This is a genomic window from Thalassospira sp. MCCC 1A01148, assembly GCF_001613795.1.
In the GTDB taxonomy this organism is placed as follows: domain Bacteria; phylum Pseudomonadota; class Alphaproteobacteria; order Rhodospirillales; family Thalassospiraceae; genus Thalassospira.
On sequence record NZ_LPVZ01000020.1, the window covers coordinates 592,358 to 618,512 of the forward strand.

Genomic DNA, 26,155 nt, shown 5'->3' on the forward strand with positions numbered 1-26,155 from the left:
AAAGGCAATCAAAAGAACCAAATATGATGTCACGACATCATATCAGACGATGCCCGCCTCACGCAGTTTGGCAATCTGGTCATCACTTAGATCTGCAACCTTGCGCAAGATTTCGTCGCTGTGCTGCCCCAACATCGGCGGGGCTTTTTCATCTGTAATCGGTGTTTTCGAAAACTTGATCGGATTGGCAACTGTCGGAACGGTTCCCGCAGTCGGATGATCAAGCTGTTTTACGATGCCGCGATGCTTGACCTGCGGATTTTCAAAGACACGATCAAGGGTATTTATCGGACCGCACGGCACATTGGCTTTTTCCAGCGCATCAATCCATTGATCCGTGGTTTTGCCAACCATCGCCTGACGGATCAGCGGCACCAGTTCGTCACGGTTCGCAACGCGCTTTCGATTGGTGGCATAGCGTTCATCAAGCGGCAAGGCACCCAGCCCGGCCACTGCGCAGAAACTTTTGAATTGGCTGTCATTGCCGACCGCCAGAATCAGATAACCATCGGCGGTCGGAAAGGCTTCGTAAGGCACGATATTGGGATGCGCATTGCCAAGACGGCCCGGTGCATTGCCGGTTGCAAGATAGTTCATTGCCTGATTGGCAAGTACTGCTGTTTGCACATCAAGAAGTGCCAAGTCGATATATTGCCCTTCACCCGTGGCATCGCGGTGACGCAAGGCCGCCAGAATGCCAATCGTTGCATAAAGCCCGGTAAAGATATCGGCAACCGCAACGCCAACTTTCATCGGCTGGCCACCCGGTGCACTGTCAGGCGCACCGGTGATGCTCATCAATCCACCCATGCCCTGAATCATGAAATCATAGCCCGGCCGGTCCTTATAGGGGCCGTCCTGACCAAATCCGGTGATCGAGCAATAGACAATCTTGGGATTAACCTGCGCAAGCGATGCGTAATCCAGACCGTATTTGGCAAGGCCGCCAACCTTGAAGTTTTCCAGAACCACGTCGCTTTCGGCAGCGAGATTGCGCACAATCTCCTGCCCTTCGGGTTTGGTGATATCGATGGTCAGTGACTTCTTGCCGCGGTTTGCCGTCAGGTAATAGGCCGCCTCGGTGGTGTCTTCACCATTGGCATCCTTGGCAAAGGGTGGGCCCCAGCCGCGGGTATCATCACCGGCACCCGGACGTTCGATCTTGATGACCTCTGCCCCCATATCGGCAAGGGTCTGACTGGCCCACGGGCCCGCCAGTACGCGCGAAAGGTCAAGAACACGAAGCCCGGAAAGTGCGCCAGTCATCTGAATATCCCGAAATATCGACTTTGAAAACAGCAGCTGGAATCAAATCGGGCGACAACATTTCTGCCGCCGCCCGATCAAGGTCTTTGGATCAGCCTTCAGCGGTGAAGGCCTGAAGACCCGTCTGTGCACGGCCAAGGATCAGGGCGTGAACATCATGGGTACCTTCATAGGTATTGACCGCTTCAAGGTTCATCGCATGACGAATGACATGGTATTCATCGGCGATACCGTTCCCGCCATGCATGTCACGGGCAACACGGGCAATATCAAGCGCCTTGCCGCAGTTGTTACGCTTCATCAGCGAAATCGCTTCTGGTGCGCCTTTGCCTTCGTCAAGCAAACGGCCAAGCTGAAGCGCGCCCTGCAGGCCAAGGGTGATTTCGGTCTGCATGTTGGCCAGTTTCAGCTGGATCAGCTGATTTGCCGCAAGCGGACGGCCGAACTGTTTGCGATCAAGCGTGTACTGACGTGCAGCGTGCCAGCAGAATTCAGCAGCGCCCATCGCACCCCATGCAATGCCGTAACGCGCCTTGTTCAGGCAACCGAACGGACCACCAAGGCCCTTGGCATTTGGCAGCATGTTTTCTTCGGGCACAAAGACATTGTCCATGACGATTTCACCCGTGATCGACGCACGCAGCGAGAACTTGCCTTCGATCTTCGGTGCGGTCAGACCCTTCATATCCTTTTCAAGGATGAAGCCGCGAATGACGCCTTCGTCATCTTTGGCCCAGACGACAAATACGTCTGCGATCGGGCTGTTGGTGATCCACATTTTCGCACCCGACAGGGTGAAACCACCATCGGCTTTACGAGCACGGGTTTTCATGCCGCCCGGATCGGAACCGTGGTCCGGTTCGGTCAGGCCAAAGCAGCCAACCCATTCGCCGGTTGCCAGTTTCGGCAGATATTTCTTGCGCTGTTCTTCGCTGCCATAAGCATAAATCGGATGCATGACGAGCGAGCTTTGAACCGACATCGCCGAACGATAACCGGAATCAACGCGTTCAACTTCGCGGGCCACCAGACCATAGGCGACGTGGTTCACACCCGGTCCGCCATACTCCTCGGGGATGGTCGGGCCAAGCAGACCAAGTTCACCCATCTCGGTCATGATTTCGCGATGGAAAATCTCATGACGGTTGGCTTCAAGAACACGGGTCTGAAGGTTTTCCTGACAATATGCACGGGCCGCATCGCGGATCATGCGTTCGTCTTCGCTCAACAGCTCTTCAAGCAGGAGCGGATCTTCCCAATGAAACGGTGCGCGGCTTGCCATTCGCCTGGTCCTTTTATGAATTTTTGTACAGAAAGCAGGGGCAGCGCCATAGAAGGGCGAGATGACGCCACCCCTGAAAAGCTTAGTTGCTTATGTGATTAAGCTAGGAATTGGCAGCGCAAGTTGCAAATGATAAAAGCGATATAGATTATGCATAAAACTCATAAACTTGTTTCGCCACACGACAACAGGACACCCATTTGGCCCGTCGCATTCCCAGCCTGAAGGCATTGAGTTGCTTCGAACAGACCGCACGGTTTGGCAGCGCATCTCGCGCCGCCGAAGAACTTTACCTGACCCAAAGTGCGGTCAGCCGCCAAATTCAGGGCCTTGAAACCTGGCTTGGATGCAAGCTGTTTGCCCGTGAAAAGCAACGACTGGTGCTAACCCCTGAAGGCGAAAGCTATCTGCAATCCATCCGCCCGGCCCTTGATCAGCTTGAAAGTGCAACATTGACCCTTTTGTCTGGCGGATCGGAAAGCGGGGTTCTCACGCTTGCCGCACCGCCAACATTCGGGTCACGCTGCCTTATTCCATTATTGCCTGACTTCCGGGCCAAGCATCCCGATATTGCGATCAATTTCATTTCGCGGATCGGGATGCCCGATTTTGATCGCGAACAAATTGATATCGCGGTTCTGTTTGGCGAAGGAAAGTGGTCTGAACTTGATGCCCACATCCTGCATGGTGAGGAAATGGTCCCGATCTGCAGCCCGCAACTGGTTGCCAATCTGGGACGGACACCACAGCCAGAAGACTTGCGAAATTTCCCGTTGCTCCATATCGCGACCCGCCCGCGCGGCTGGGCCGACTGGCTTTCTGCAAGTGGGCTCAGTGATATTGACGGGGAAAACGGCCCGAAGTTCGAGCATTTCACCATGGCGATGCAGGCCGCCGTTGCCGGACTTGGCGTGGCGTTGTTGCCGACCTTTGCAATTACCGATGAACTGGCAACCGGCCGGATCATTGCCCCGTTCGGACAACCCAAGGCCAGTCCTTTTCACTATTACGCCTGCTGCCCGAAAAGCCGCGCGCGGCTTCCGAGAATTCGGGCATTCATGAACTGGCTTGATCAACTTGATACGGTCAAGAACCTTACACGGGAAACGACCGTTTAAGGTAAACCCGCCCGGTCAGCTTACCTTCTGATCGGATGTCAGTGCACGCAGCGCATTCATCCCGCGGCGACGCAGCACGTCGGCATCATCCGGGCCGTCGACGATTTCAAGCAAGCGCACCGTTGCCATCAGGTTTCGCTGCGCGTTGGGCACCTCTTCGGGTGTCAGTCGACGCATACTGTCAACACCGGCACGCCCGATCTGATTGAGCTTTTTCTTCAGCTCTACCACCGCCTTGGCGGCCGAGCTCTGGGCAGCCAGAACGTCTGAAATGCGGGCCGTTTCGGCAATGGCCTCTGCTGACTTTTCGGCCGCAAGGATCTTTTCATCATCGAATTCCTGCGAAAAGATTGGCCGCGCGAGCCCGCCTCGGCCAGATCCCGGACCCTGCGCAGCTTCAAGCTTTGGCAGCGCATCAATCACGCGTTCAGGCGTTGCGCCAAACATCGTATCGGCAAGCGCCCGCGAAACGCGGCGTCGGGTTTCAAGCAGCTTTTCACCCCAACGGCCATCCTTGCGGATTTTGAATTCTCGCGTGATGCGAACAAACTCGGATGCATACCAGCGCGCAAGCGACAGGATATAGGCCTCATCCTTGCCCGTTCCGACACCCTGTTCGATCTCGGTCACGGTTTCGGCAAGCAGGTCAATAATAAGGTCGCCGGTCTCGGCAAGGTTGGTTTTTTCAATCGTGCGGTCATCGGCCTTGGTCGAGAGCACCCGGATCAGCTTGAACAGCTCACTTGGGCGCAACAAGCGCGCAAGAACCGCAAGCAGGAACATCGGCTCGAACCCGGGCTTGGTTTTCGAGATGGACATGAACAGGTCCCGCAACCATTTCACGTCATTTTTGTCGAGAACCCTGATCGGTGCCGACGGGAAGCGTTCGCGGAGTTGCGCGATTTCCTCACCGACATTCAGGATCTTACCAACCGCGGAAAAGGCCGTCATATGCACACGCGATCCCAACCGGGTCGCCAATGCACGTTCCTGCTTAACACCTGTGTGGGAGTCTTCAAGTTGCGCCTCAATCGTGCGCGCACCGAGCTTCCAAAGCGTGCGTTCAGCAATTGCCAGTTTGGCGGTATCACGGGTTGCCGCAGCTTTTTCGATATCCTTCATGGCCTGCTGAAAGTCAGGACCACCGGACTCAACAACCACCTTCCAGATCGGCATCAAAGAGGATCGGCTGATCCGAATGCTTTTGTCGTTCGGATCATCAGAGGTCAGCAAATCCTCAAAGGGATCGCAGAACTGGCGCATCGGGGTCGGATAGCGTTCCGGCTTAAGCGATGCCAGGCGCGGGCGCAGAACCTGCAAAATAGTCTCGTGCGGCAAGGGCAGCTTGGGATCGGCACGGTCGCTCTCGATTGCACGCGTGAAACGGGCAATCTCGTTGCTGCTGAGGGATTCAAACAGCTGACCAAGTTGCGAAGCGCCAAGTTTTCCGGCGTCTTCAATCTTCATGCCGACTGTCTCCTGAAACGTTCGAGACGATCCATCATATCGGCGTCAATTTCGCCGCTACCAAGTTTACGCAACTCACCGGCCCAGAGCATTTGGTTGACACGCACATCCACCCAGAACTGCTGCTCGGAAACGGAAATTTCCGACAACGGCAAGACCGGCGCAAAACTGGCGATTTCCTCAACCGTTTCACGCTGTTTTGCACGATCTGTCAGCGACCGCTTTTCCCAGACATCAATCAGTTCCTGCCAACCATCAAGCAGCCACCAAAGATACTCGATGGTTTTTCCAATATCCTTCTTGGCACGGTCCCAATCTGTCAGAACCTTGCCAAGCTCGCTATTCCAGCTATCGACTTCGTCAATGCGCTTCAACGCGTGATCTCTGGTGGAACGGGTTGCGCTCACCACCCGTCCGGCCATAAACCGGAAATCGGACTGCTCGGAAATCGCCCATTCATCAATGTCCTTGGCAAACTTGCCAAGCTCGTTGGCCAGAACGCGCAATTGTCCCTGACAGCCTTCCAGATCAAGCCCGACAGGGGCGATCATCTTGCTCCACTCGCCAAGGCTATCAATGATGGTATCGTTGGCGACCTTGTGCTCGGAAGCAAAACGGTTCAGGGCCTTTCTGGCGCGGATCTGGCCCTCGGTCGTCATCAGTTCTTCGCGCTTCATGTCCTTGACAGCGCTGCCGCCAAGTTGGCGCAGGGCCTGATGCAGGACCGCCATCTGGCCAAGTTCACGCGATGCCTTTTCGTTCCAGTTCCGGCGTATGCAGACCCGCGCCAGCTCAACCCCGCCAACACCGGTACTACCAACCATGCGGCCATGCTCAAGCACGGTTTGCGGACGCACATCTTCAAGTTCCAGAACACGATCAAACATCATCCGGTCATGAACAGAAAGATCAAAAACCTCGCGCAATGTATCAAGGGGCATTTCGTAGGTCCCCAGTCCCCCGGAAAGGCCTGGCAACATGATCATCTTGCGCCCACCCTTGCCTATCGAAACACGGGCATAGCGCAAGGTTTTGGTCGTAAAGGGGGTTCTGACGCCACGCGACTCAAAGGTCTGGGGCAGACACAACAGTGGGTCTTCCGAAACCTCATGCGGTTCGGGAGTCTTGTGACTGACGGATTTTACGAACTTTTGCTTATTCATTATTGGCTTTGGTTAACCGGTAACGACGCTGATGTCTAGCGGTCACCCTGATACCCACAGAGATCAGGATGTCCGGCGTTGGCAAGCAATGGGTGAAGAACACCTTGTTAAACAGTGCAAACCTGTTCGGGAAGGTTCAGATTACCCCGACAAGGTGACCACTACATTAACAATGTTCCGCGAAATTACCATCAACAACTCGCGGCACCAAATTGCCATTTTTCGCTAAATGTCATCAAGTGTTTATAGCGTCTCTTCCGCCTTTTCCCACGTTTTTACATATGCCTTCCATTCCGCACCATCGGGTATGGTCTCATCGACATTCAGGAATACCCGACTATCGATCATAATGGCCACCTCATCCGTCTCCACAGGCGCCTTGATCATTTTGTCCTGATAGGCGTTCGGATGCGGGCCATGTGGAAACCCGCTTGGATGGAAAGTCGCCATCCCGGCCTTGATATCCCCGCGGCTATAGAACTCGCCACGATGGTAAAAGATGAACTCGTCGGCATCTTCGTTGGAATGATAGAACGGCACGCGCATCACCCCGGATTCACCCTCACCAACCTTGGGGATAAAGGTGCTGACCGAAAAGGTATCAGATACGAAGGTGCAATGGGCTGCGGGCGATGACCTGAGACCATCGGTACGACGTTTGACAATATCCCGCCAATTTAGCTTCACGACGCAAAGATCGCCTTCCCACCCAAGCGCATCAAGCGGATTAAATGGATAGGTCAGCGTCGAAACATGCCCGTTGCGTTTAATGTGAATTTCCCAGAATGCCTCATCTTGCTGGGCGATAAAGGCGTCGTCAATTCGCGGCAATGTGAAAGACATGGGATCGACAACACCTTCCCCGCCTGAGGATGGGTCAGGCAGCTTGAAGGCGTCTGATGTTGCCTCGATCATCATGAATTCCGAGCTTTCCTTGGGCTCAATCCGCCATGCCGTGCCGCGTGGCAGTAAAATATAGTCCCCGTCGCCATAGGATAGATGCCCATAGTCGCAAAACAGTTCGCCCGCGCCGTCATGGACAAACATCAACGTGTCACCATCCGCATTACGTGCAAGCGCATGCATCTTGCTTTCAGTTTTCCAGTACCTTAGCTCCATCTTGTCATTGTGAAGAACCCGGCGGGCCTGAAGTGGGCAAGCTGGTCCCGGCGAAAGCTTGCCAAGGGAAAATGCACGCGGCCGCAATGGGCCTTCGAATGTCGCCCAACCTGCCGGCGGGTGGCGATGATAGATTTGCGCGGCCGGACCCTGGAAGCCGGCACGCCCGACTTCACGCTGATAGGTTTTGTGCGCACCCTGCCCGTCCGGGCGCGTCACACATTGACCTTCACTACTTGGAACCCTGATCCAGTTTGTCATTGCTTCCTCCCAGATCGGTTTATCGGGAACCAAACGACATGGATCGCAACAAGCCCCCTTACTAGCGATATGAGAAAGAAGGGATTGCGTTTCAAGCAACACGGACCAATGGCAAAGCACAACATAAGCGCCAAACCAAGGTCATTGTAATGGAAATCAAAAGAGGAAGATGGTGCGCCCGACAGGATTCGAACCTGTGGCCCCCAGATTAGGAATCTGGTGCACTTCATCCTTGGAATCTTCTACAAACATCGATAAAACACTTTAACTAACTGATTTTAATAATTTATTTTGCAAACCACAGACAATATGTTTATATAACATTCGATAGTTTGAAAGCGGTTTTTTGTAAGTTCTGCTACCTATTTGCTACCTAGAATGAAAAAGTGAGGGATGCTTGAGTGACTGGTAGAAAACAATCTCTGAGCAATCTCACATGTAAGAATGCGGCACCTGAGGGAAAGGAATACGTAGTTTGGGACACCCAGACCAAAGGGTTCTTTCTGAAGGTTAGCCCGACTGGCCGGAAAACATTTGGCCTTTACTATCGAACCAGCACTGGCAAGCAGCGTCGCCCAAAGATTGGCTCCTTCCCTGAGATTAAAACCAGTGCCGCACGAGAGATTGCGCAACGCTGGCTTTATGAAGTTGCCGTGGGTAACGATCCTAGCGCAGATCGTTCAGAAGCCAGAAATTCAGCCGAAATGACTGTTCGCGATTTGGCAAACCGGCATATGAGGGAACACGTTCAAGTCAAAAAGAAAGAAGGCGAGAGCCAGTCAAACGATGAACGCAACCTGCGCCTTCACATCCTGCCAGCCATCGGCGACAGGAAGGTCTCAGAGATCGAGCATGATGATATCTTCAAGCTACACCGACAATTGCAAGCCAAGTATACCGTCAATGGCAATCGTGTTGTCTCCCTGTTATCGAAGATGTTCAACAATGCTGAACTCTGGAAAATGCGTGACTATGGCTCAAACCCATGCCGATTCATCCAATTAGATCTAGAAGAAGAACGCGAACGCGACCTTGAAGACTGGGAATGGATAGCCCTCGCAAAGGCCCTTGATGAATATGAGAAATATCAACTCGGCAACGTTGCGATCTGCTGGCTGATCAGGTTGATTATTTTCACGGGGACCCGGCGTGGCGAAATCATGAATGCCCCCTTGTCTGCAATCGATATGAAACGTGAAGTTCTCATTCCGCTTGACCACAAAGGCAGCACGCTTGGAAGGTCGCGGAAGAAGAAGCGCAAGGAAATTGTCCTCAACAGCTTTGCACTAGACGTCATTGAGGACAGGCTCAAGCATCCGCAGTGGAAAGACAATCCTTGGCTTATCCCTGGGCGGCCCGCAACAGCTGCCGACGGATCAACTATCCATAAACATATGATCAACCCAAAGAAACCTTGGGAGAAAATAAAGAAAATGGCAGGGATCACGGATTTGCGCATTCATGACTTACGCCACGCATTCGCGACGGTCGGCATTGACGACAACATCGACATGACGATGATCCAGAAGCTGCTTGGCCATTCCAAAATTGAAACAACGATGCGCTATGCTCACCGACGACACGATGCACAGCGCAAAACACAAGACAGGATCGCCAACGCCATTTCAGCAAGGATGCGCGGGAGCGGGAGCTAAGCTGGGAATGCCCAAGCGGGCAACTTTACACTGAGCGCCTGACTAATCACTAAGAGCATCTCTCTCGCTTCGAACAGTTCATCAGGATCAAAATCATCTGGATCGAGCGTGGGGCGACCGCCTGCACGACACTCAGAAAATTGCTCCACGAATGCAGCAGCGGGCAAAAGCGCCCTATATCCGTATGTCGTGATTTCGCGGTGCTCACGTAGGCATGTGGCAGGATCGACAGACCAAGGCTCCAGTAATTGGAACCATTCCTCATGCACGCCAAACAGGTCGAAATCTCCCAATGCGCAAAAATCCCCAGCGAACCCCAGGGATTTATCTGTTTTCTTCGGGAGAACAGATAATTGAATTCTGCGGCAAGGCTGTGTGGTCCAGCCATTTCCATGCAGAACCGAGTGGCCAACAAGTACTGCCTCTGGATGCACTTCAAGTAAGGCCTGACGTGCAAAATCGTCTATAGCCAGAGAGGTTTCGGGGTACTTACTCAATCGACTGCCTACCATTGAAGTTTTCAGCGATGCGCTACTACATCAGCATTCGTTGCTGCTAAACCTTCTGACCACTGAAAACCAGAAGCCGAACAAATTAGCAATCTTAAATACTCCTGCATTTTGTTGGCTCGAGCATCTCAGAGATGCTTGAACCAACAAAACATGGGCTGGCGGTGACCATCGCAGCAAAGTTTGCCGTGAACTGGCATAAAAACCGAACCAGGGCAGGTCACAATGATCAAATACCACGCCCTGCATTCCGCTATTCACTAACGGCAAAAGAGGCAGGACTTAGCATAAACACAGCGCCATTCTGCTACCGAACACGCGTCGACATTAACGGCATTTTACAACACTCTTTTTGTTGCACCTGAATTGCTCTTGCTTCGAACACCACAATGTTTCGCGCAACTTTAACTGAAAAGACCCTTGTCGCACTTTTGAACCCAAAAACCTCGCCAAAAACCCCCTTCTCTCCATGTTAGTGCGACAAACCTGACAAGGGTGTTAGTATCCCCATAAACATGTGCAGGAATTGTATAGTAAATGGCGCCTCCCTATCCATTTGATACACAATTCCTGTACAATTCATGCACAGTTCATGCTCAGTTCATGCACAATTGGCGTCGCTCTCATCGCCAACACCCTGAGCCGGTTACGATTGATTGACAGCTTTGACATTTAGGCGAAAGCGATGCGACAATTGTTAACGATAGCAATACAACACATGTTTTGAGTTGAACTTCAGTTTTTTGAAAGAAGCGAGAGCATGTCCGCTGATGCAACTGACCACGAACAAAAAGAATATCCATTCTTGGCTGCCTTGAGATGGCAGGGTGATCGTTCTCGAGCTCTTACCGAGCAGGAAGAGATAGCTCTGTACGAGAGAAATTGGGAATTCATCGACATTCTCGCAAAACCTACATTGCAAGAGCTAGAACATATTCGCGATCTCGGAGCCAAGTACGGTTCTTGGTTGGCGACTGAATGCTCAATGAGAATTGCAGATGCCAGCAAGCGTGTTGCGGTCTGAATTCCTTCTAACACTTTCAGAAAGCTGACGAATGAGTTCCCCAAAAACTTATCGGTATGCTCGGCACAATGAAATCGCTTCCGTCTTGGCAGGAATGGATCAAGAATTTCTGTCGGAGAACAACATTTTGTTCGCTGGCGGCACACTCCTGACAATGACGATGGAAGAATACCGACTGTCAGACGACATTGATTTTCTTGTTCAAGTAAAAACACAGGGGCTCAGGAATTTACGGGCACGTGTGACTGACACTTTTGCCCCTATTTTTCGTGCACCACATGATCAGTTTGAGTTCGGCCCAGCCCGAAAAACACAATATGGCATTCGAGGAAGCGTTGCTCCAATCGGCTGCGCCCCAATCAAGCTTGAGATTTTTCTGGAAGAGCGCGTGAGCGAACTATATCCGGGAGAGTACTTTGAGGGCATTCCTGTTTTAGCGCTAAGCCGAAAGGACATGGTGCTTCAAAAGCTGTTTGCAAACTCTGACAGATATTCGGATCCCTATATTCACCATCGCGATTTATATGATCTCTCAGCGATGGCCTACCAAGGGATCGATCTCCTCACCGAGATTTCCCGTGCAGAAGAAGTATATTCCGTCAGGTTAGAACTTGAACGGGCACTTTGCGCCGTCGAGGACACTCATGTGCGAAATCAAGACCTCGCCTTACTTGAGATTGAACCCCAAGCATACCCAAGAATCATTGCAGGAATAAATAAGTTAAGAGCCACCCTCGGAATGGGTGTCATGAACCCCGACTTCACAGATAAGCCTGAATATCCCTATGAATAAGATCGCCGGTCTCCCTTAGGTAGAAACGACTTTTAAAATATAGCACCGGGCACTGACCATCTTCGCCTTCGCCCCCGAACTCATCACGAGGCCTTTGGAACAGTAAAAGACCTGCTGAATTCTGCATCGATGTCAGACGAGGACCGAGAACAGGTGTAGAGCTGCGCCGTCATTCCGCCCGCCAAACAGACATCCACCTCGGTTGTGAGGCCAAGACGCCGCTCGAGCTCCTGCATCAGCTTGAACATCGCTTTTGCCAACGGCGTTTCAACATAAAATTCTTGCGGCTCAATCATTTACCGGACTCCCTGATTCAGTTTCTCAGACAGGAAATCTCGGAACCGCGGCAGGCTTGGCACCCAGTTTCGACGCAACGCCTCTGCGGTCTCCACCAATTCATCCGGATTGATGTCAAAATAATTCTGCGATGCCACTAGTAGACGGTCGGCTTCCTTGGGAAACTTTGATCTGAGAATCATACTGGCCACACGGAAGGCATTTGCTTCCATCGGCGACGAAGGAAAGGCGCACGAAGCTGTACCGCGTCCAACCCTGGCGCAGCGTTCCAATAATTGTTCTTCGCGATCTCGCTCGTCTATTTTATCTCACATTCGGTGTTTTGTTGTCTCCAACATACAGCGCACAAGGGCGTAGGCGCCAAGTTGGGTACCTCTTACCCTTGGTGCATTCAATTGGCCCTTCAGCACACCCCATGCTTCTCAACAGTGGCGACTTCAGTGAGAGTTCGAGCTTTGCTCATTGTAAACGTTCCTAGTGTTGTGCTCGGTTAACAAAAGCCAGTGTAGCTATAGAGGATTGCACTTATAATCCGTCAAACTTGCACTTATCGCGCTTTTCCGGCTCAAATTAAGTGATTTTATCACCGGTACCCAAATCACATTAACTGCGAATGTGATCAGATTATTTGCCACCAGACCGCAATCATCACCGTGAAATCACATTATCTGCCACTGAAGATTATATCGGCAATCCGGCCTGTCGCATCATCTGCCCCAGTTCCTGGGTCCGTTCGGAATCCAGGTGTCCTTTCAGGAACTTGCGCATTTCCGGAAGCCGGGTATCGAATTGCTCCGCCAGTGTCTTGGCATTGTATCCAAGCCGTGCCAGTCGGGCATCCAGATCGTCATAGCCGATCGCAATTGTTTCTTCGACAATTTCCCGGGTGACAGGCTTGGCGCCAAGCTTGTAGGCTTCGGTGAAAGCGCGTGTCAGATGTTCGGTAAACTGAAGCGGTGTTGACAGGCGCTCGACCATCAGATCCAGCGCATCGTCCGCAATAATGTCTCCTTGCCTAGTGTTTTTGGTCCGGCACTGCTTCAGCAGCCAGTCGAGATATTTGCGACTGTCATCGCCAAGCCCCTGAAACATGATCTTGGTGGTTCTATGCCCGATCTCTTCCATTGTCGCCTTGTTCAGATCATTCCGCAGGCGGGGATGGCCAACCAGAACGACAGACAGAACCCCGTCCCCTGCCTGGACAATTTCCATCAGACGCTTGAGACCGGTCAGCGTGTTTCCATGCAGGTCATGAGCTTCGTCGATGAACAGAACGACGGTTTTTCTCATTTTCCTGATGAGGTCCTGAAGTTTGCGTTCCCGCTTTTCGGGTTGTGTCGGCACTTTGACATCCGCATCACCGGAGACATCGAGAAAGATTGCGGTCAGAAGGGCTGGCAGAACAACACGCGGTTTGTCGATCGACAGGCTGCGGGCCACGAGAATATCTTTGCTTGCGGACAACTCTGTCTGAAGCCTGTTTAGCATCATGGTTTTTCCGACACCAACTGATCCTGTGATGGCAACCAGCCGACCGGCCAGAATGGCCGCCCGCAGGTCGGCCATCATCTGGCGGTGCCATTCCGTTTCGAAAAAACCGGCCAGCGCCCAGTCCTTCTCGATGCCATAAAATGCCCTGACATCCGCTGTTAGCATGACAGCCTCCTGCTATGTTTTAGGGTTCTTGCCGAACCGTGTTTTGATCGCCGTAGAAATTTCACGTTTGTTTGTCGTGGTGGTGACAAGCTCCTCGATGAATTCAAGGTCTTCGGCACTCAACCGCGCCAGCGGTTTTTCCAACAAATCCGCAATGCCGCGACGCGCATCGAGGGTGCTGGCATAACTGAACTGGTGCCACGGGTCCGGATCTTCAAACGTTGCTTCAACGAGGGGGATAATCTCTGCGCTGGAAAACACCTGTTCCGACCCGGCAAAGGCCGAACGCGGTACCGATATTCTGGCCGCCAAGTCGGCTACTTTGTCGGCACGCTTCTCGCGGGGCGATTTGGCCTGTTTGCGATAGCGGTGCAAAGGTATCGGTCCACCGACCGGGCGATACGGGCCATAGCGTTTATTGCCAAACTCGACAAACAGTTCTTGATCGAACAATCCCCACCACAATAAAACTTCTTCACCCGCCAGATCCGGGTCTACCTCATAATAGGCTCCCTTCAGATGAATGCGGGCGTCCGCTGCAACCGTTCGACGTTCCGGTTCCCGGGCAAAAGCGCAATACCGTTCCCAGGAACACATTTCGCGCAGGCCCTGCGCGGGCAAGTTTGAACACCAGTCTTCCGTTCGGCTATGGGCTTCATGGCGATGCGGTTTGTCATTGTAGCGGTTAATAAAGTTCAACAACCAGCTATTGGCTTCGGCCTCTGTTTTGGGACGATGAAAGTGATACAGGGTTTCATGAGCTTCCTTGACGGTCAGGAACGGACGTTCAACCTTGCCCTTGGATCGCGCCGTAACCCGTCGACCGTCCGAGCCGCGAGGCATGTGAGTACGCCAATCAACACCAAGATGTCCCATGACGGTCTGGAACACGATGCTTTTGGCAACTGGTCCATTGTCGAGATACAGTCCTAACGGTCTGCCCTGAAGTGTGGTGCCTTCTTTGGCTGCCATGGCGTTGAACAGGAACCGCAAGGCAGATTCCGCATCCTCACCATACACACAGCGATATTCCTGATAGGAAACACCACTACGATCATCTACCACGCTATAGAGCATCAGGGTTGGTGCTCCGCGTCCGGGTTCAATCCATTCCGGCTGGTCAAGTTCCTTAAGGTCGGACGGACTCATGTCGAAATGCCAGAGTTCGTTGGAATATCTGGCCTGAAACCGAACCGCAGCCGGGCCGCGTATCATCCGGGGATGATCATATCCCCAGTTCCGAAGCCACCGGTTCAGGGTAGATGTCGCCAGCGTTCCTTTAGGGGCTTGCACATAACCTTCGGGCGTCTCAATACCGTGATCCTCAAGCAACCGGATGGCTTCATTCGTCGACAACTTGTGACCTTTGCCATTCTCAGTTCTGATTTTCAGGGCGGCAACGATCTCGCAATATCGCTCCATGTCTAACCGCGACATGACCCTCGGCTCGCCGCTATCAGAACGCTGCATGCCTTTCGGGCGTTGCAAGTTTCGTAACTGGCGATAGACCGATGATATACTGAGACCATATAATTCGGCTGTTCGTGCAACAGCGCTGGCCCGGCCAGGATCTCGCGCGGGCAGAGAAGACAATCTGGTCCGAAGCGCCAGAAGTGCCTCGGCCGGTATGCGTGCGGCCCTACCTTTCATTGTCGGCCTCGCCATCAATGCTATCGGCAAATTCCGCGACATAGGTATAGACGGTTGCCCGCGACACACCCATCAGATCGCAGATCTCTTTAATACTGTGCTGTCTTGATCGATACAGGTCCACGACGTGTCGACGCTTGTCTTTGGTCAGTGCCTTACGGCGACCGCCTTTCCGGCCGCGCGATCTTGCGGCTTCCAAACCGGCTTTCGTTCGCTCCCGGATCAGGTTGCGTTCGAATTCAGCCAAGGCTGCAAAGATATGAAAGACCAGCTTGCCGCCGCTGGTGGTCGTATCAATCGCTTCGGTAATTGATCGCAGACCGATTTGTCGTTCGGCCAGCATCTCGGCGTGCGCAATCAATTCCTTCAGGGACCGTCCAAGGCGATCCAGACGCCAGACAACCAGCACATCGCCCTGACGTAATTCTTCGAAGGTGCGATCAAGCCCTGGACGATCAGTTTTGGCGCCGCTCACCTTGTCCCGAAAAATGCGCTCACAACCGGCTTCCCGCAAAGCATCATTTTGCAGGTCAAGATTTTGATCGTCGGTCGAGACACGTGCATAGCCGATACGCATGGCGCACCGTCCGGAAAGCCGTTTTTGAGGAGCAGAATATTACGTTGATTTCAAGACGCGGTATACAGACAAATTAACAGTTTTCAATCGGAGATTGGCATTCGGGCTTTCACCTGTCTGGAAAACGTTCGTTTCCAAAACGGCGCCCAATCAATGTCGATATTTTCGACAGGATACATCACTTTGGACAATTCGTACTCACCCACCACGTGTTGGTCGTGAAGCCATCAGGGTCGGAACAAGCCTTATATAGGCAAGCTCGGCCAGTAGTTCGACGAGTGTTTGTGTCACGACAACACCAGCAACAAGGCTCCCGTCAAACGGGGCTGCGAGTGCCAGCGGCAATACGACCAGAGAATTTCGGGTACCAGTGCTAAACATCACAGCCCGACCAGCATCAGCATCAAGATGTGCGAACCGGGCAATAGCCCAGCCGATAAGTGGCGAAACCACAGCATAGACAATATAGATCGCTACAATGCTCAAGACGATGTCTTGCGCCTCCCTGATCCGGGGAAGCTCCGCACCGATAACCAGAAACAATGTCAATGCCATCAGGGGAACAGGACCCAACGTCATGGAGGCGGTAAACTTTTGGCTGGTTGTATGACGTCTGGCCAAAAGCTCCGTCAACCAGGCTAGGACCAGAGGCACCGCAATAAGCCACAGGAACGCTGCGAGGAAAGGACCGGGGCTTAACAGTTCTGCTGTGTTTGGCCCCAAAAAAAGCCAGAGATAAAGCGGGAGCAGCAGGATTTGCACGATAAGAAGAATGGGCGTGGCGGCAAGTATAAGACGTGCGTTTCCTCGCCCCATATGCGTAAACACAACGACATAGTCGATGCACGGCGTCAGCAGGACGAGAAGTACGCCAAGTTGCACGGCGGAATGATCCGGCACCATCTGGAACAACAACCAGACGAACACGGGTATGACGAGAAAGTTCGCCAGTAGCAATGCCGCAAGAAAGCGCCGGTTGGTCATTGCGCCGCGAAGATCGGCTAGCGGCACTTGCAAAAAGGTCGTGTAAATGAGTGTAGCCAAAACTGGCGTAATGACACCTTCGAATGCCACTGACATTTGAGGCGCCGTTATGCCGATAACCACCCCCAGACCAATTGCAACGAAGTAAACAATAATCTGACGCGATTCCAGCCAATCACGCATTGCCGTTGCCTTCACCGATCATACTCCTTTATTTAAACCGACAACTTCGTTGCATTCCGGTCGACTTTTTGATTTTTGTTGTAACTAGTCGATTACACCACACAACGCTATTTGAACATTCCCCGGCAGAGCGCCCAAAGAAAAATCGAAAATAGCAAATGAGGGATAAGTGCCGCGACGATAAGTTTGGAGCTTACCGCGAGACCAAGGAAACCCCAGCCCACAATGGGGAAAAATGCAACAAGAACAAGAAGCCAGAGCCCCATACCAAGCAACAAGGCGTTCCGAAATCGTAAATCGTTTCGAAACAACACAACAAACAAAACAGACCAAAATACCACATAGGCAATGTGGAATATTAGGCCAACCGGCAGCGGAAGTGAACGCCCCATAACCGTTTCGGCAAATGCAAGACCAAGCGGCTTGGGCAATGGCGAGATGCCGAATTTTGAGGCAGGCACCATCACCGCAGACAGCAAAATGGCAGTTACAATGCCGATACCAATAGCCTTGAACCAATCTCGTAAATCAACTTTGCCGAACTGCATCATTGGCTTTCTCCCTGTTTAACCGAGTGGCAACTTTTGCACCCGCATGCTTTTTGCATGCGCATGGTATTGCTGCGGCGCATATAAATGTATCCTCCCATACTGATAAGTACGAGCACACCAAGCCCGACCTGTCCAAACACGGTAAGTCCAACGTTACTTGCTGCAACAAGTGCAAGCAGTGGCGGAATAACAAGCGGCGCACAACAAACAGCGCAAGCAGAAATTGCGAAACCGACGGCGATCTTTTTGGAATTATTGGCTTCAACCATTGCAAATATCCTTCTTCATGACTCTATTTCTCAAAGCACTGGCGAAAGCCTAAACCTTCAAGTAACTTGAAGGACAACAGGAGATTTTGCCATGAATAGTCGTTCGGGTATGCTGAGTATCGGCACCCTTGCCAAGGCGACCGGAGTTGCTTCGCCGACGATCCGGTATTACGAGGACATAGGTCTGTTACCCAAGCCGCGTCGAACTACAAGCGACCAGCGCATCTATGACGAAAGCGACAAAGAGCGTCTGATCTTTATCAGGCGATGCCGAGACTTCGGCTTTTCCATCAACCAGGTTCGGCTTTTGGCGGGTTTGTCGATTAGCCCCGATCAGAATTGCAGAGAAGTTCGGGACATTGCTCACGCACACCTAACAGATGTCCGCGCAAAACTTAAAGAACTTCGTGCGCTGGAGAAGAGCCTGACTGGGTTTGTCGAACAGTGTGATGCGGCCTGTTCAGGTGGCCCTGGTCGGGAATGTCTGGTGTTTAAAGACATTGCGAAACCCGAGAACAATAAATGCTGTTGATTATCGACTTATCGTTCCCGTCCAGCTTCGGAAGCAAAAGATTCTCGGGCTCCGAAGAGATGAGCGTTCGCAAGGCAGGATTCTCATATCTTGATCAGACTATCCCGCGCAGCAGGATAGTTTCGACACATCCCTGTTGAATGTTTGGGCAGCCAATTTAAGCCCTTCTACTGTTGTCAGATATGGGAAGATTGTTTCCCCCAGTTCTTTGGCGGTCATCCCGAAGCGTATGGCCAGCGCCATTGTCTGAATGCTGTCACAGCCCTCGGGTGCCAGTATCTGAGCGCCCAGCAAGCGGTCAGTTGCTTCATCTGCAATGAGTTTTATCAAACCGCGTGTATCACGGGCGGCAAGTGATCTGGGCACCTGATCAAGCGGCACGACAGATGTCTTGACCACAAAGCCCCGTTTCTGTGCCTGAACCTCGGAGAGACCTACGCCAGAAACTTGTGGATCGGTGAAGACAACCCAGGGCATCGTTGTGTTGTCATATGTCTGTTCGTCACGGTTATAGGCATTTATTGCCGCAAGTTTGGCGCCATAAGCTGCCATATAAACGAACTGGTCGCGCCCGGTCACATCGCCCGCAGCATATACATCAGGACGCGTCGTCCGCATGTACGCGTCCACAACAATTCCGCCATTCGAATTTACTTCAATTCCAGCCGTTTCGAGGCCTAATCCGTTTGTATTCGGCTTACGGCCTGTCGTTACCAGGATCTGTTCAGCAAAAAGAACCTCGGCTTGGCCTTCGACATTAATGGTCAGTTCCGTTTTATCATTCTTCCGTTCAACCCTCTCGTAGGTGAGGCCCGTGCGAACGGATACCCCTTCATTCCTTAACTCCTGAGTGAGCGATGCAGCAATTTCCGGTTCTGCTTCGGGAAGAAGCCGTGACCGTGTCACCAGCGTAACCGAGCTGCCGAGCCGTGCAAACATCTGAGCCAGTTCACAACCGATATATCCTCCGCCAATCACGAGAAGTGATCGTGGCTGCTTATCAAGTTCAAGTGCCGTTGTACTGGTCAGACAGGGGACATTCTCAATGCCTGGAATATCGGGAAATGACGGGGATGTGCCGGTTGCAATGATTGTCTTTCTTGCAACAAGCTTTTTGCCGTCAAGCAGAAGACCGGTGTCATTAAATACAACATCCCCTTCGAGATAATCGATGCCATCATATTCGGGCAGCAGATCGATATATTTCTTCTGACGCAAACCGGAAACCAGATCCTCTTTAGCCTTGATCAGGGACTGCCAGTCAGCGACATGAGCGTTTCCGGAGAGGCCGGGAAAACGCGCAGCACCCGCTGCGCCATGCACGGCCTCTGCGGCACGGATCATGGTTTTGGAGGGAACACACCCGACATTGACGCATGTGCCGCCAATCATTCCCTTGCCGATAAGTGCGACCCTTGCGCCCTGTTCAGCGGCCGTAATCGCCGCCGAAAAACCGGCCGAACCCGCGCCGATGACAGCAAGGTCATATTCCTGTTTGTCGGTCGAACAACAATTGTTCATATTATTTTCCTTTCCGGGTGGTTGGTTGTGTATCGGTCTCGCAGCAAGCGCGCGCACGGGTTCGTTGTCGGTAGCCGTACAGTGCCAGGGCAATGAACAGGAGTAATCCGGGTATGAGGACATAGTCTATCCAGCCCAGCCATGCCGAGAGTCCAAGGGCCCCGAACGTGACAACAAGGATTGGTGTGAAACAGCAGATCACAGCAAAAATTGTTCCGACGATCCCGGTTTTAAAAATGGTGTTGCCACGCATTATTTAATCCCGCGCCTTGGCCGGATAACCGGCATTTGTCGAAGCGATCCCGATGGTTTCCACATTGGCGACTGACGGGTCGAAGGTGACAGTTGCGGTTTTTTTATCGAAGTTGACGTCTACGGCCTCTACGCCGGTGACGGCTTCCATCGCGGTTTTGACCGTCACCGGACACAGGGCGCAGGTCATGTTTTCGATGTCGAAAACGGTTGTTTGTTCATCCTGCGCTGTGGCGCTGGCAGCAAGCGCCGCAGTTGGGAGGTAGCCTCCCGGATATATGACAGCCAGTCCCAGGGCAAATGCCCCGGCCAGAATAATGCCTGTTCGTTTCATCTCGATTTCTCCTAATAGAACAGCGGTGCCCACCAGTTGATTGTCAGGGCCAATCCCACCAGCACGGTTGAGAACCACAGGGCGGCTTTGGTGATCAGTGCGGATTCCGGACGGGCGCAGTAAGACCCGTCGTCACAAGCTGGCTTGGTCTTGAAATAGACCTGCCAGAACCCCAGCCCGATAAATATCAGAGCCACCGTCGCGAAGAGTGGTTTGTAAGGTTCAAGAGCCGTCAGATTGCCGATCCAGGCCCCCGACACCCCCAGCATCAGAAGCAGGAGTGGTGCGACACAGCAGGCGGATGCAAGAATGGCTCCGACCACTCCACCAGTTGCAAGCAGACCTCTTTTTGTCTGCTTCCCGTCATCCGACAACAGGTCGTCCGATTTGATATCGTTCATGTGATTTACCTCGAATTCGATTCGCAGTTAAGATACAGTCTGTAGCTGCTACAGATTAAAGAAGGTTTTGATCACATGGACGATCACAATTCCGGGAGGCGACTAAAGCGAGCAGAATTGTCGAAGGTGACAGGCTGTCATCTTGAAACGATCCGCTATTATGAAAAGACCGGCATGATGCCCGATCCGCGGCGCAGCAAAACGGGTTACAGGCTGTATGACGAAACACATGTTTCCCGGTTGCGGTTTATCCTGCGCGCCCGTGATCTGGGTTTTTCGATTGAAGATATCCGGGGGTTGCTGACTCTTATAGATGGTCAGTTGCAAACATGTTCGGAGGTCAAACAGCGTACGGAAAGCCATCTTGCTGACGTGCGCACAAAAATTGATGACCTGAAACGGATCGAACAGGTTTTGGCGGAAACGGCAGCTCAATGTTCAGGAAAAGATGTGCCTGAGTGCCCTGTTCTGGAAGCCTTGTTCCACGTTTGAAGTAGTAGCTTGTGAGTTCGGCTTCATCAAAAGGACAAAGAGGCCAGTTATCAATTTTTACAACATTGTCAGCATGCCAACAAATGAAGTAAATTTCAATTATTCCCAAATCCTTGAGCTAAATATCAACAAAAACTTATGATGGAATGCCAGATTACAACAAAGGCTACGCCCCAAGTAATAGATAAAATAGGAAGTATTTAGCAAAACAAACCAAAAAAGTTTCTGTTTATATAATTAAATCGGCAAGAGTAAAATATTGGTTTTTCGGTTTGTTCCACAGGAAAACCCCTCTACCTCTTATGCGTCTCTTTATCATTGATCCCAGAAAGAACGCCACATTCCTCTACATCCCGTCCATCTTTGCAACTTTCTCTTAGTGAAACGAGTTGTATTTCTAGCGCTTGTAGAGTGGCAATCTGTGATTGCACATGAGATATGTGATCATCAAGTAAAACGTTGACCGCATTACAAGGCTGATGAGGCTCATCCTGATGCTGCTGTAGTTCGGAAATCTCCGCCAGAGATAGACCCAGAATTCTGCAGCGACGGATAAATCTCAACCGTTGACCATGCTTTTTGGTATAGACGCGGTAGCCGTTTTCTCTCCGCCCTACCGACGGCAATAGGCCCTGCTGTTCATAGAAGCGGATTGTTTGTGTGTCGATCTCTACTAACCGTGCCAACTGACCAATGCGCATTTGTCCTCTCCACCCTATTGACCTTATAGTTACTATATAGTTTTGAATGGTAACACTGTAATTTAAAGTGGAACCATGTCATGAGTATATTCTGTGATAGCCTTTCTGGTAGTGATGCACCTCCGCCATCGAATACCGATGAACCGAACGCCTTCGAAGCATCAGAGCAATGGATCAGTATTTATGCAGTGCCAAAAATGGACTGCCCGTCAGAAGAACGAATAATCCGCCTCGCCCTGAATGGCCTTAAGGAGATTCAGACCTTGTCCTTCGACTTGTCGAACCACCAGTTGGAGGTCGTACACAATGGCGAAGTTGCCGCTATCACTACAAAGTTGGAGACCTTGGGGCTAGGCGCTACGCTTCAGGAAAGCACCGCAGCCGATCCAGAGACCATCAAGACCGCCGAAGCCTCAACTACCTCTATCAAACAAGAAGCAGGCACCCTGCGCTGGTTGCTTGGCATCAATGCACTCCTATTTCTAATAGAAATGATTTCCGGCCTGGCAGCCCAGTCCACTGGCCTAATTAGTGAGTCTCTTGATAATTTCGCAGATGCGGCGGTATACGGGCTCGCCCTTTATGCTGTTGGGCATAGCATAAGAATGCAGGTGCGTGCCGCGCATCTTGCTGGTGTTCTGCAGCTAATTCTGGCTGTTGGAGCACTAGCGGAGGTGGTGAGACGCTTTGTATTTGGCAGTGAGCCTGAATCGTTGGTGATGATGGCTATCGCATTCGTCGCATTGATTGCCAATGCCAGTTGTCTGCTGCTCATATCCAAACATCGGGAGGGCGGGGCGCACATGAAGGCAAGCTGGATATTCTCGGCCAATGACGTGGTGATCAATCTGGGGGTCATCACCGCCGGCGTTTTGGTCGCGTGGACCGGGTCCAATTATCCCGACCTGATCATCGGCACCATCGCCGGGGTCATTGTACTGAACGGCGCCAAACGCATTCTGGCTATCAAGGGTTAAGAGCAGTGTCCGTTGCGGGCAAAAATCGCTCACGGCATGACCTATTGCCCATTTCTGGCGTACTTCCTGCGTCGGATCAGGCGATAAAATGTCTGGGGCAACAATCAATGGCCTATGGCGAGTCTGTTTCTGTACCCCGTTCTTTAATTGGGTGCAGACATGGAACACCTGTGCTGCATTCAGTTGCCAATTGAGAAAACCACCAACTCTTCTTCACACGAATCAAGCCGTGCCATGTGAAACTCGGTTTGCTGAAAGATGAAGGATACTTTGAAATGTTAATTCAAGTGTTCCAATTGACCTTACCACCCCAGCTATCAATTATTGTGATGCTGTGAGCTTGCCGTCAAATCACGATACGCATCCATCAATGGACGATCCACGGTGTCATGTTCCGTTCGCTCCTGATCAAGCTTTTCAAGGGCTCTTAGCATAAATTCGGCAATATCAAGCCTTTCGCAGCTGCAGGCATGTTTGAAAGCATGCAAAACTACATACTCCAATTGTTCATCACTTGAGGTCGTCATTTAATCGCTCCTTAATCCGGTATTGGGTAAGAGAGGTTCTTGCCGAGAAGAACTTCTCCTACCGGTACTTTGACGCACTCACGATCTAATAGAACTTTTCAGTTCTTTCTCAATCCAATCACGCGATCACAACATACGCATTACCGGCACAATTTTACGGAGCCGCAATGCATTTGTTAAAACAAAGACCGAAGACAACGCCATTGCGCCTGCTGCGAGAACAGGAGTGAGCAGAATTCCAGAGAAAGGATAAAGCAGACCTGCAGCAACAGGGATAAGTGCGGTGTTATAGCCAAAAGCCCAAAACAGATTTTGCTGAATGTTTCGCATCGTCCGGTTGGATACTTCAAAGGCATTGATGACGCCGCCAAGATCGCCAGACATCAGAACAATATCTGCCGACTCAATTGCCACGTCAGTGCCTGTGCCTATCGCGATCCCAACATCGGCATGAGCGAGAGCAGGTGCGTCATTAATACCGTCACCAACAAATGCAATCTTCCGCCCCTCTCCACGAAGATCATTCAAGGCCGCAACCTTGCCGTCTGGCAACACTCCAGCAACTACATGATCAATTCCAGTTTCCTCTGCAATTACCTGTGCAGTCTCAAGACTGTCACCTGTTATCATTGCGACTTTCAGGTCAAGGCTGTGAAGCGCTTTTATCACGTCCCTGCTTGAAGGCTTTACAGGATCTGACACTCCGATAACAGCAGCAACCTGTCCGTCAATTGCTGCGTACAATGCTGTTCGCCCGTTTCGTGAGAGCTTTTGAACAACTGCAGGAAAATCTTTGAGATCAATCTGTTCTCGTCGCATCAGGCGTTCAGTTCCAACTAGGACAGTTGCATCATCAACCTTTGCTCGGACGCCGTAACCAGTGAATGAGGTGAAATCTGTAACTGGTTGGTCTGCGTCAATATTCTCACGGCGCGCCGTAGATACGATTGCGTTGGCAATCGGGTGTTCCGATCTGGCTTCAACAGCAGCTACATACCTTAAAACTTCAAGTTTTGTGAAGCCTTGAGCAACCACAAAATCGGTTACCTCTGGCCGTCCTTCCGTCAAAGTACCAGTCTTGTCGAGCGCAACGATCTGAACGGAACGAAGTTCCTGAAGTGCGTCTCCCTTGCGAAACAAAATACCCATTTCAGCTGCACGACCTGTTCCAACCATGATGGAGGTTGGTGTGGCTAACCCCATTGCGCAAGGACAGGCTATTATTAGAACAGAAACACCTGCCACCAACGCCATTGTAACGGCTGGCTCAGGACCGAACAAAAACCATGCCAAGACACTTAGTGCAGCAAAAAACATGACTGCAGGTACAAACCATTGAGTTACGCGATCAACCAGACTCTGAATGGGAAGTTTGGTGGATTGGGCTTCTTCAACCATCCGAATTATTTGCGATAATGTTGTGTCTTCACCAACACGAGTTGCGCGAAAACTGAAGCCTCCTGCACCATTCACGGTTCCTCCTGTGACTTTTGAATCAGCTTGTTTGGCAACAGGAATTGGCTCGCCCGTTATCATGCTCTCGTCAATATGACTGTTTCCCTCAACAATTACACCATCAACCGGGATTCGTTCACCCGGGCGCACTATAATAACATCGCCAACTTGAAGGTCATCAACAGGAACAATGACGCTTTCGCCATCGCGTTGTACTCGTGCTTCTATAACTTGAAGTCCCAGAAGTTTTTGGATCGCCGCTCCAGTCCTCCCCTTTGCACGGGCTTCCAGAAAACGGCCAAGCAGGATGAGAACAATGATGACTGCTGCGGCTTCGAAATATACTGCGCGAACTTCCACAGGTATAAGTTCAGGAAGAAATGTGGAAACGGTAGAGAATATATAAGCCGCTCCCGTTCCGAGTGCGACCAGACTGTTCATATCTGGAGAACCTTTCAGAAGAGAAGGGACACCTCTGATGAAGAAGTATCTGCCCGGCCCGGCAAGAATTGCTGTTGTTAAGATAAATTGCAGCGTCCAGTAAGTTTGCTGCCCGATCGTGCTTTCGATAACATTAGCAAGTTCCGGGATGATATGACCGCCCATTTCGGTCAGAAAAATAGGCAGAGTTAGCAAAGCAGCCCAAAGCGTACGGTAGGCTATTTCACGCGCAACCTGTTTATTCTTGATAGAACTGTCCGTTGTTTCTTTGATCTCAGATGGATAACCGGAAGCAGTCAGTTGGGAGGACAATTCAGTCGGAGAGACAACATTCTGTAGGAATTTCACCGCTACAGTCTCAGTTGGAAGGTTGACGGCTACGTCTATTACGCCGGTGACTTGGCCAAGCGACTTTGAGATGCGATTAACACAAGAGGCGCATGACATTGAATTCACACTTAGAGTTACGTTGCCATATTGGGGGGCATAACCAAGTTTCTGAAGCGCTTGAGCAATCTCGACAAGCCTTTGCGCCTTGTCGACCTTCATTCGGGCCGTCTCATTCGCCTGATTGACCGATACTTCTCCGACACCTTTCATCGCGGATAGAGTTTGCTCGATTCTTGCTACGCAAGAGGAGCAGGTTATCCCATCAAGTTTTATTTGCACGTGATTATGGTTTTGCATCTGAACCTCTG

The 26,155-nt window shown here is 51.6% G+C and carries 27 protein-coding genes; 7 read left to right on the forward strand and 20 right to left on the reverse strand.

Annotated elements, in window-relative coordinates:
• Positions 1-42: 42 nt before the first annotated feature.
• Entirely contained in the window at positions 43-1,266 is a 1,224-nt protein-coding gene (locus tag AUQ43_RS12255; protein WP_062956545.1) for a CaiB/BaiF CoA-transferase family protein, read from the reverse strand.
• Between the two features lie 91 nt (positions 1,267-1,357).
• Entirely contained in the window at positions 1,358-2,548 is a 1,191-nt protein-coding gene (locus tag AUQ43_RS12260; RefSeq protein ID WP_062956546.1) for an acyl-CoA dehydrogenase, read from the reverse strand.
• Between the two features lie 200 nt (positions 2,549-2,748).
• On the opposite strand from AUQ43_RS12260, the gene gcvA reads away from it, so the two are divergent.
• Positions 2,749-3,666 carry a transcriptional regulator GcvA gene (gene gcvA / locus AUQ43_RS12265; RefSeq protein WP_062956547.1) on the forward strand — a complete coding sequence of 306 codons (918 nt, stop codon included), beginning with the start codon at positions 2,749-2,751 and terminating at the stop codon, positions 3,664-3,666.
• Between the two features lie 15 nt (positions 3,667-3,681).
• Here the strand turns inward: gcvA and AUQ43_RS12270 are convergent, their stop codons facing one another.
• The 3 genes from AUQ43_RS12270 to AUQ43_RS12280 form a co-directional block, all read right to left on the reverse strand.
• Entirely contained in the window at positions 3,682-5,133 is a 1,452-nt protein-coding gene (locus AUQ43_RS12270; RefSeq protein ID WP_062956548.1) for a hypothetical protein, read from the reverse strand.
• Positions 5,130-6,296 carry a hypothetical protein gene (locus AUQ43_RS12275; protein WP_232310669.1) on the reverse strand — a complete coding sequence of 389 codons (1,167 nt, stop codon included), beginning with the start codon at positions 6,294-6,296 and terminating at the stop codon, positions 5,130-5,132. The genes AUQ43_RS12270 and AUQ43_RS12275 overlap by 4 nt, the downstream gene beginning before the upstream one ends.
• A 243-nt stretch (positions 6,297-6,539) precedes the next feature.
• Positions 6,540-7,676 carry a homogentisate 1,2-dioxygenase gene (locus AUQ43_RS12280; protein ID WP_062956549.1) on the reverse strand — a complete coding sequence of 379 codons (1,137 nt, stop codon included), beginning with the start codon at positions 7,674-7,676 and terminating at the stop codon, positions 6,540-6,542.
• A 401-nt stretch (positions 7,677-8,077) separates the two neighbouring features.
• Between AUQ43_RS12280 and AUQ43_RS12285 the strand changes: the two genes are divergently transcribed.
• Positions 8,078-9,331 carry a tyrosine-type recombinase/integrase gene (locus AUQ43_RS12285; protein WP_062956550.1) on the forward strand — a complete coding sequence of 418 codons (1,254 nt, stop codon included), beginning with the start codon at positions 8,078-8,080 and terminating at the stop codon, positions 9,329-9,331.
• Here the strand turns inward: AUQ43_RS12285 and AUQ43_RS12290 are convergent.
• A complete protein-coding gene (locus AUQ43_RS12290; RefSeq protein WP_147250429.1) occupies positions 9,328-9,828 on the reverse strand; it encodes a hypothetical protein in 501 nt (166 codons plus the stop codon). The genes AUQ43_RS12285 and AUQ43_RS12290 overlap by 4 nt on opposite strands.
• Positions 9,829-10,600: 772 nt before the next feature.
• On the opposite strand from AUQ43_RS12290, the gene AUQ43_RS12295 reads away from it, so the two are divergent.
• On the forward strand, positions 10,601-10,864 hold the full coding sequence (locus AUQ43_RS12295; RefSeq protein ID WP_062956552.1) for a hypothetical protein: 264 nt from the start codon (positions 10,601-10,603) through the stop codon (positions 10,862-10,864).
• A gap of 31 nt (positions 10,865-10,895) precedes the next feature.
• A complete protein-coding gene (locus tag AUQ43_RS12300; RefSeq protein WP_084272093.1) occupies positions 10,896-11,657 on the forward strand; it encodes a nucleotidyl transferase AbiEii/AbiGii toxin family protein in 762 nt (253 codons plus the stop codon).
• A gap of 83 nt (positions 11,658-11,740) precedes the next feature.
• Here the strand turns inward: AUQ43_RS12300 and AUQ43_RS12305 are convergent, their stop codons facing one another.
• The 7 genes from AUQ43_RS12305 to AUQ43_RS12340 all read right to left on the reverse strand — a co-directional run bounded on the left by AUQ43_RS12305 (position 11,741) and on the right by AUQ43_RS12340 (position 17,824).
• Positions 11,741-11,953 (reverse strand): hypothetical protein, encoded by a 213-nt coding sequence (locus tag AUQ43_RS12305; RefSeq protein WP_062956554.1) that lies wholly within the window; start codon positions 11,951-11,953, stop codon positions 11,741-11,743.
• Positions 11,954-12,635: 682 nt separating this feature from the next.
• Positions 12,636-13,610, reverse strand: a complete 975-nt coding sequence (locus AUQ43_RS12315; protein ID WP_062956556.1) for an ExeA family protein — start codon at positions 13,608-13,610, stop codon at positions 12,636-12,638.
• Positions 13,611-13,622: 12 nt separating this feature from the next.
• Entirely contained in the window at positions 13,623-15,239 is a 1,617-nt protein-coding gene (locus AUQ43_RS12320) for a DDE-type integrase/transposase/recombinase (protein WP_082923407.1), read from the reverse strand.
• 10 nt (positions 15,240-15,249) lie between these two features.
• Complete coding sequence (locus AUQ43_RS12325; protein WP_062956558.1) at positions 15,250-15,837, reverse strand: recombinase family protein; 588 nt, start codon at positions 15,835-15,837, stop codon at positions 15,250-15,252.
• Positions 15,838-16,035: 198 nt separating this feature from the next.
• Positions 16,036-17,004 carry an arsenic resistance protein gene (locus AUQ43_RS12330; RefSeq protein ID WP_062956559.1) on the reverse strand — a complete coding sequence of 323 codons (969 nt, stop codon included), beginning with the start codon at positions 17,002-17,004 and terminating at the stop codon, positions 16,036-16,038.
• A gap of 107 nt (positions 17,005-17,111) precedes the next feature.
• A complete protein-coding gene (locus tag AUQ43_RS12335) occupies positions 17,112-17,555 on the reverse strand; it encodes a hypothetical protein (RefSeq protein WP_062956560.1) in 444 nt (147 codons plus the stop codon).
• The gene (locus tag AUQ43_RS12340) at positions 17,552-17,824 is read right to left on the reverse strand and encodes a hypothetical protein (protein ID WP_062956561.1); all 273 of its coding nucleotides are present in this window, start codon (positions 17,822-17,824) and stop codon (positions 17,552-17,554) included. Before AUQ43_RS12340 ends, AUQ43_RS12335 begins: the two co-directional genes overlap by 4 nt.
• A gap of 91 nt (positions 17,825-17,915) precedes the next feature.
• Between AUQ43_RS12340 and AUQ43_RS12345 the strand changes: the two genes are divergently transcribed.
• Positions 17,916-18,356: a helix-turn-helix domain-containing protein gene (locus tag AUQ43_RS12345; protein ID WP_082923384.1), complete on the forward strand. Its 441-nt coding sequence runs from the start codon at positions 17,916-17,918 to the stop codon at positions 18,354-18,356.
• 99 nt (positions 18,357-18,455) lie between these two features.
• Here AUQ43_RS12345 and merA read toward each other — a convergent pair whose 3' ends face one another.
• Genes merA through AUQ43_RS12365 form a run of 4 tightly spaced genes read right to left on the reverse strand, consistent with a single transcriptional unit; the run spans position 18,456 to position 20,864 of the window.
• Positions 18,456-19,877 (reverse strand): mercury(II) reductase, encoded by a 1,422-nt coding sequence (gene merA, locus AUQ43_RS12350; RefSeq protein WP_062956563.1) that lies wholly within the window; start codon positions 19,875-19,877, stop codon positions 18,456-18,458.
• A gap of 1 nt (position 19,878) precedes the next feature.
• Positions 19,879-20,130 (reverse strand): mercury resistance system transport protein MerF, encoded by a 252-nt coding sequence (gene merF, locus AUQ43_RS12355; RefSeq protein WP_062956564.1) that lies wholly within the window; start codon positions 20,128-20,130, stop codon positions 19,879-19,881.
• Between the two features lie 3 nt (positions 20,131-20,133).
• Complete coding sequence (locus tag AUQ43_RS12360; protein ID WP_062956565.1) at positions 20,134-20,463, reverse strand: heavy-metal-associated domain-containing protein; 330 nt, start codon at positions 20,461-20,463, stop codon at positions 20,134-20,136.
• Positions 20,464-20,474: 11 nt separating this feature from the next.
• Complete coding sequence (locus AUQ43_RS12365; RefSeq protein ID WP_062956566.1) at positions 20,475-20,864, reverse strand: mercuric transporter MerT family protein; 390 nt, start codon at positions 20,862-20,864, stop codon at positions 20,475-20,477.
• A 117-nt stretch (positions 20,865-20,981) separates the two neighbouring features.
• Here AUQ43_RS12365 and AUQ43_RS12370 point away from each other — a divergent pair, with 117 nt between their 5' ends.
• Positions 20,982-21,356 carry a helix-turn-helix domain-containing protein gene (locus AUQ43_RS12370; RefSeq protein WP_369813470.1) on the forward strand — a complete coding sequence of 125 codons (375 nt, stop codon included), beginning with the start codon at positions 20,982-20,984 and terminating at the stop codon, positions 21,354-21,356.
• Between the two features lie 293 nt (positions 21,357-21,649).
• Here the strand turns inward: AUQ43_RS12370 and cadR are convergent, their stop codons facing one another.
• On the reverse strand, positions 21,650-22,057 hold the full coding sequence (gene cadR, locus AUQ43_RS20125; protein ID WP_063093925.1) for a Cd(II)/Pb(II)-responsive transcriptional regulator: 408 nt from the start codon (positions 22,055-22,057) through the stop codon (positions 21,650-21,652).
• Between the two features lie 80 nt (positions 22,058-22,137).
• Between cadR and AUQ43_RS12375 the strand changes: the two genes are divergently transcribed.
• Positions 22,138-23,034, forward strand: a complete 897-nt coding sequence (locus tag AUQ43_RS12375) for a cation transporter (protein ID WP_062956568.1) — start codon at positions 22,138-22,140, stop codon at positions 23,032-23,034.
• A 317-nt stretch (positions 23,035-23,351) separates the two neighbouring features.
• On the opposite strand, the gene AUQ43_RS12380 is transcribed toward AUQ43_RS12375, so the two are convergent.
• Together AUQ43_RS12380 and AUQ43_RS12385 are read right to left on the reverse strand one after the other, a co-directional pair.
• Positions 23,352-23,561, reverse strand: a complete 210-nt coding sequence (locus AUQ43_RS12380) for a hypothetical protein (RefSeq protein ID WP_062956569.1) — start codon at positions 23,559-23,561, stop codon at positions 23,352-23,354.
• A gap of 126 nt (positions 23,562-23,687) precedes the next feature.
• Positions 23,688-26,144, reverse strand: coding sequence for a heavy metal translocating P-type ATPase (locus AUQ43_RS12385; RefSeq protein ID WP_062956570.1), 2,457 nt, complete (start codon positions 26,142-26,144; stop codon positions 23,688-23,690).
• Positions 26,145-26,155 lie beyond the last annotated feature (11 nt).